Genomic DNA, 5,846 nt, shown 5'->3' with positions numbered 1-5,846 from the left:
GGGTGTGTTGTTTGGGATCTCGATAGTGTGTCGTGTTTGTTTGTTTGGTTGGTGTTTTTTGTTGGTTTCTTTGTTTGGTTTTTGTTTTGTTTGGAGAGTTTGATCCTGGCTCAGGACGAACGCTGGCGGCGTGCTTAACACATGCAAGTCGAACGGGCTGGTTCTGGTTTTTGCTGGGGCTGGTTAGTGGCGAACGGGTGAGTAACACGTGAGTGACCTGCCCTCTTCTCCTGGATAACTGCTTGAAAGGGCGGCTAATACGGGGTGGTCTGGCCTGCCTGCATGGGTGGGTTGGTATAGGTTCAATCGTTTGGTTGTTCTGGTGGGGGATGGGCTCGCGGCCTATCAGCTTGTTGGTGGGGTGATGGCTTACCAAGGCTTTGACGGGTAGCCGGCCTGAGAGGGTGGACGGCCACACTGGGACTGAGATACGGCCCAGACTCCTGCGGGAGGCAGCAGTGGGGAATATTGCACAATGGGCGGAAGCCTGATGCAGCGACGCCGCGTGAGGGATGGAGGCCTTCGGGTTGTGAACCTCTTTTTCCGGTGGTGAAGGCCTGCTCCTTTGTGGGTGGGCTGACGGTAGCCGGGTTAGGAAGCGCCGGCTAACTACGTGCCAGCAGCCGCGGTAATACGTAGGGCGCGAGCGTTGTCCGGAATTACTGGGCGTAAAGGGCTTGTAGGCGGCTGGTCGCGTCTGCCGTGAAATTCCCTGGCTTAACTGGGGGCTTGCGGTGGGTACGGGCTGGCTTGAGCGCAGTAGGGGAGGCTGGAACTCCTGGTGTAGCGGTGGAATGCGCAGATATCAGGAGGAACACCGGTGGCGAAGGCGGGTCTCTGGGCTGTTGCTGACGCTGAGGAGCGAAAGCGTGGGGAGCGAACAGGATTAGATACCCTGGTAGTCCACGCCGTAAACGTTGGGCACTGGGTGTGGGGGTCCTTTTCCGGGGCGTCCGCGCCGTAGCTAACGCGTTAAGTGCCCCGCCTGGGGAGTACGGCCGCAAGGCTAAAACTCAAAGGAATTGACGGGGGCCCGCACAAGCGGCGGAGCATGCGGATTAATTCGATGCAACGCGAAGAACCTTACCAAGGCTTGACATGGGCTGGTTGCTGCCGGAGACGGTGGTTCCCCTGCTGCTTCTTGTGGCTGGGGCCGGCCTGCAGGTGGTGCATGGTTGTCGTCAGCTCGTGTCGTGAGATGTTGGGTTAAGTCCCGCAACGAGCGCAACCCCTGTCTCGTGTTGCCAGCACTTCGGGTGGGGACTCGCGGGAGACTGCCGGGGTGAACTCGGAGGAGGGTGGGGATGACGTCAAATCATCATGCCCCTTATGTCTTGGGCTTCACGCATGCTACAATGGCCGGTACAGTGGGTTGCGATGCCGCGAGGCGGGGCGAATCCCTTAAAGCCGGTCTCAGTTCGGATCGGTGCCTGCAACTCGGCACCGTGAAGTTGGAGTCGCTAGTAATCGCGGATCAGCAACGCCGCGGTGAATACGTTCTCGGGCCTTGTACACACCGCCCGTCACGTCATGAAAGCCGGTGACGCCCGAAGCCCGTGGCCCTGTGGGGAGCGGTCGAAGGCGGGGCTGGTGATTGGGACGAAGTCGTAACAAGGTAGCCGTACCGGAAGGTGCGGCTGGATCACCTCCTTTCTAGGGAGTCTTCTTGGCGCCGGCCGGGCAGGCAAGCATCCTTCCTGTGGCTCGTCGTCGTCGTGCTTGGGGTCTTGCTGGGCTGGTGCCTGGTGGGGCCTGCTGGCGGCGGCGGGCTGGGGGTGGGGCTCCTTGGCTGCTTCTTGCTCTCCCTGTGCTGGGGGGTGGGGGGTGGCTGGGGGGTGGCATGCTGTCGGGTTCCGGGGCTGCGCGCCCTGGTTGTGCCTGGGTCCTGCTGGTGCCGGCTTGGCTGGTGGTGGTGGGGCTGTGGGCTGGCTGGTTGTGAACTGTATAGCGGACGCGAGTGTTTCGAGTGTTTGCTTGTTTTGTTTTGTCTTGCTTTTGTGGTTGCTGTGTTTTGCTGTGGCTCGCGCGCGGTCCTGGTGGCGCCGTCTGGTGCTGGCGGGGGTGCGCGCGTGGTTTTGTGTTGTTTTTATGGGCGTTCGGTGGATGCCTTGGCACCAGGGGCCGATGAAGGACGTGGCGGCCTGCGATATGCCTCGGGGAGCCGGCTTGCGGGCTGTGATCCGAGGGTTTCCGAATGGGGGTACCCGGCACGGGTTGTGCCGTGTCACTCGTTCCTGAATTCATAGGGGGCGGGGGGTTACGCGGGGAAGTGAAACATCTCAGTACCCGTAGGAGAAGATATTCCGTTAGTAGTGGCGAGCGAAGGCGGATGAGGCTAAACCGTGGTCGTGTGAGTACCCGGCAGGGGTTGCGGCTGCGGGGTTGTGGGGCGTGCCTGGGGCCTGCTGCCGTGGGCCCGCGTGCTTTGCTGGTGGGTAGCCGGATCCTCTGGGAAGGGGGGCCGTAGAGGGTGATAGCCCCGTAGGCTGAACCTGCTGGTGGCGCGTGGGGCGTGTTTTTCCCCTTTTTTGTAGCGTGGGGTCCGTGGAGTCCTGCGTGAGTCTGCCAGGACCACCTGGCTGCCTAAATACTTCCTGGTGACCGATAGCGGATTAGTACCGTGAGGGAATGGTGAAAAGTACCCCGGGAGGGGAGTGAAATAGTACCTGAAACCGGGCGCCTGCAAGCCGTCAGGGCCTGTCCCGCCGCTCTTTTGGGCGTGTGGGGCGGGTGGTGGCGTGCCTTTTGAAGAATGAGCCTGCGAGTCAGGGCGCGTCGCGAGGTTAACCCGTTGTGGGGGAGCCGTAGCGAGGGCGAGTCCTAGGTTGGGCGTTTAGTGGCGCGTTCTGGACCCGAAGCGGGGTGATCTACCCATGGCCAGGTTGAGGCACGTGTAAGAGCGTGTGGAGGACCGAACCCACCTCGGTTGAAAACGGGGGGGATGAGCTGTGGGTAGGGGTGAAAGGCCAATCAGACTCCGTGATAGCTGGTTCTCCCCGAAATGCATTTAGGTGCAGCGTCGCGTGTTCCCGTGCGGAGGTAGAGCACTGGTTGGCTGAGGGGCCTTACTGGGTTACTGATGCCAGTCAAACTCCGAATGCCGTTTTGGGGGTAGCGCGGCAGTGAGACTGCGGGGGATAAGCTTCGTGGTCGAGGGGGAAACAGCCCAGATCGCCGGCTAAGGCCCCTAAGTGTACGCTAAGTGGGAAAGGATGTGCGGTCGCGGTGACAGCCAGGAGGTTGGCTCAGAAGCAGCCATCCTTGAAAGAGTGCGTAATAGCTCACTGGTCGAGTGGTCGTGCGCCGACAATGTAGCGGGGCTCAAGCGTACCGCCGAAGCCGCGGGCCCGGGTGCTGCTGTTGGGTGGTGCCTGGGCGGTAGGGGAGCGTCCTGCGCCGGGTGAAGCCCGGGGGTGACCGTTCGGGTGGACGGCGCGGGAGTGAGAATGCAGGCATGAGTAGCGAGACCGGGGTGGGATTCCCCGGCGCCGTATGACCAAGGGTTCCAGGGGCAGGTTCGTCCTCCCTGGGTGAGTCGGGGCCTAAGGCGAGGCCGACAGGCGTAGTCGATGGATGACGGGTTGATATTCCCGTACCGGCGGTCCACCGCCAGTGCTGACGCGCGGGTGCTAACCCACGCCCTTGCGTCCCCTGCTTTTTTCCTGCTGCCGGGTGGCTGGTCCTTCGGGGCCGGCCGGCCGGGGCGGGTGTGGGGGGCGGCTTGGGGTCTGGGGGTCCTCCGTGCTGGTAGGCAAGCGTGTTAACAGGGGTGACGCACTAGGGTAGCCCGGCGGGGCTTATGGCTTGTCCCGTTCAAGCGTGTGGCCCGGCGCCCAGGTAAATCCGGGCGCCACGCCCTTCCTGCCCTGCTTTTGGGGTGGGGGGGCTGGGTGAGGCGTGATGGTGACCCCGCCCGCTAGGGTGGGGGATAGTGGGGTGATCCTGTGGTGCCTAGAAAAGCCTCGGCGCGAGGTGGTCCGCCGCCCGTACCCAATAACCGACACAGGTGGTCGGGCAGAGTATGCCCAGGCGGGCGAGTTAATCGTGGTTAAGGAACTCGGCAAAATGCCCCCGTAACTTCGGGAGAAGGGGGGCCCGGGCCCTGAAGCCCCGTTGCGGGCTAGGGGTGAGGGTCGCAGTGACCAGGGAGGAGCGACTGTTTACTAAAAACACAGGTCCGTGCGAAGCCGTAAGGCGATGTATACGGACTGACGCCTGCCCGGTGCTGGAAGGTTAAGGGGATCCGTCAGCGCCACGTCCTCGTGGTGTGAAGCGGTGAGCCCAAGCCCCAGTAAACGGCGGTGGTAACTATAACCATCCTAAGGTAGCGAAATTCCTTGTCGGGTAAGTTCCGACCTGCACGAATGGCGTAACGACTCCTCCACTGTCTCAACCACGAGCTCGGCGAAATTGCATTACGAGTAAAGATGCTCGTTACGCGCAGAAGGACGGAAAGACCCCGGGACCTTTACTATAGCTTGGTATTGGCGCCCGCCATGGCTTGTGCAGGATAGGTGGGAGACTGTGAGGCCGGCACGCTAGTGCCGGCGGAGTCGCTGTTGGGATACCACTCTGGCTGTGGCGTGCGCCTGAACCTCGGCCCGTGATCCGGGCCAGGGACAGTGCCTGGTGGGTAGTTTAACTGGGGCGGTTGCCTCCTAAAGAGTAACGGAGGCGCTCAAAGGTTCTCTCAGCCTGGTCGGCAACCAGGTGTCGAGTGCAAGCGCACAAGAGGGCCTGACTGCGAGACCGACGGGTCGAGCAGGCACGAAAGTGGGAGCTAGTGATCCGGCGATCCCGTGTGGGTGGGTCGTCGCTCAACGGATAAAAGGTACCCCGGGGATAACAGGCTGATCCTGCCCAAGAGTCCATATCGACGGCATGGTTTGGCACCTCGATGTCGGCTCGTCGCATCCTGGGGCTGGAGCAGGTCCCAAGGGTTGGGCTGTTCGCCCATTAAAGCGGTACGCGAGCTGGGTTTAGAACGTCGTGAGACAGTTCGGTCCCTATCCTCTGCGCGCGCAGGAGACTTGAGGAGGCCTGTCCCTAGTACGAGAGGACCGGGACGGACGAACCTCTGGTGCGCCAGTTGTCCCGCCAGGGGCACGGCTGGTTGGCTACGTTCGGGCCGGGTAACCGCTGAAGGCATCTAAGCGGGAAACCGTCTCCAAGATAAGGTCTCCGCGCGCCCCCCGCCCGGGGGGCGCGGAAGGCTCCCAGTAGACTACTGGGTCGATAGGCCAGGCGTGGAAGCAGGCAGCCCCACCAAGCGGGTGAACCTGCTGCGAGCTGACTGGTACTAACAACAGCCGAACACAACACAAAAACCAACCCCACGCACACGCAGGCCACGTGCAGGGCAGGCAGCACAAGCACGCACGCACTCAACCCACCCCCCATGCCCGGGGGGGGCGTCCGCTGTACGGTCCACGACCAGCCAAGCCCGCCAAGCAGGCACAACACGCAACGCCACAACCGAGGCACCCCCAAGCCCCCGAAGCAACGGGGTACCCGGGGGGTGCGGGGTGTGGCGGGACACGAGCATAGAGGAACCACGACACCCAGCAACCAGCCACCCGGCCAGCACCACGGCAAGGGGGGATGCTGGCTGGGGTACGACACCGGACCCAAACCACCCCGCACAGCGGGGGGCAGGCACGCAGGCTAGTGCGTGTGGCTGGGGGCGGGCGGGTCGTGCCGGTGGTCACAGCGGGGGAGACAACGCCCGGACCCATTTCCGAACCCGGAAGCTAAGCCCCCCAGCGCCAATGGTACTGCCCCCGACAGGCGGGCGGGAGAGTAGGACACCGCCGGCACACCCACCCACCCACAACCACACACACAAC

3 rRNA genes are annotated in these 5,846 nt (G+C 62.8%); all 3 read left to right on the top strand.

The annotated features are described in order from the left end of the window. The first annotated feature begins 87 nt into the window (after positions 1–87). The 3 genes from GZ997_RS06520 to rrf all read left to right on the top strand — a co-directional run bounded on the left by GZ997_RS06520 (position 88) and on the right by rrf (position 5,816). Positions 88–1,653 (top strand): 16S ribosomal RNA (locus GZ997_RS06520). Between the two features lie 423 nt (positions 1,654–2,076). Next, positions 2,077–5,325 (top strand): 23S ribosomal RNA (locus GZ997_RS06515). A 371-nt stretch (positions 5,326–5,696) separates the two neighbouring features. Continuing rightward, positions 5,697–5,816, top strand: a 5S ribosomal RNA gene (gene rrf / locus GZ997_RS06510). The 16S, 23S and 5S rRNA genes sit together here, the layout of an rRNA operon. Positions 5,817–5,846 lie beyond the last annotated feature (30 nt).

This window comes from Actinomyces sp. 565 (assembly GCF_010365615.1).
Lineage (GTDB): Bacteria > Actinomycetota > Actinomycetes > Actinomycetales > Actinomycetaceae > Actinomyces.
The sequence above is the reverse complement of the archived record's forward strand: the minus strand, read 5'-3'. Positions and strand labels throughout refer to the sequence as shown.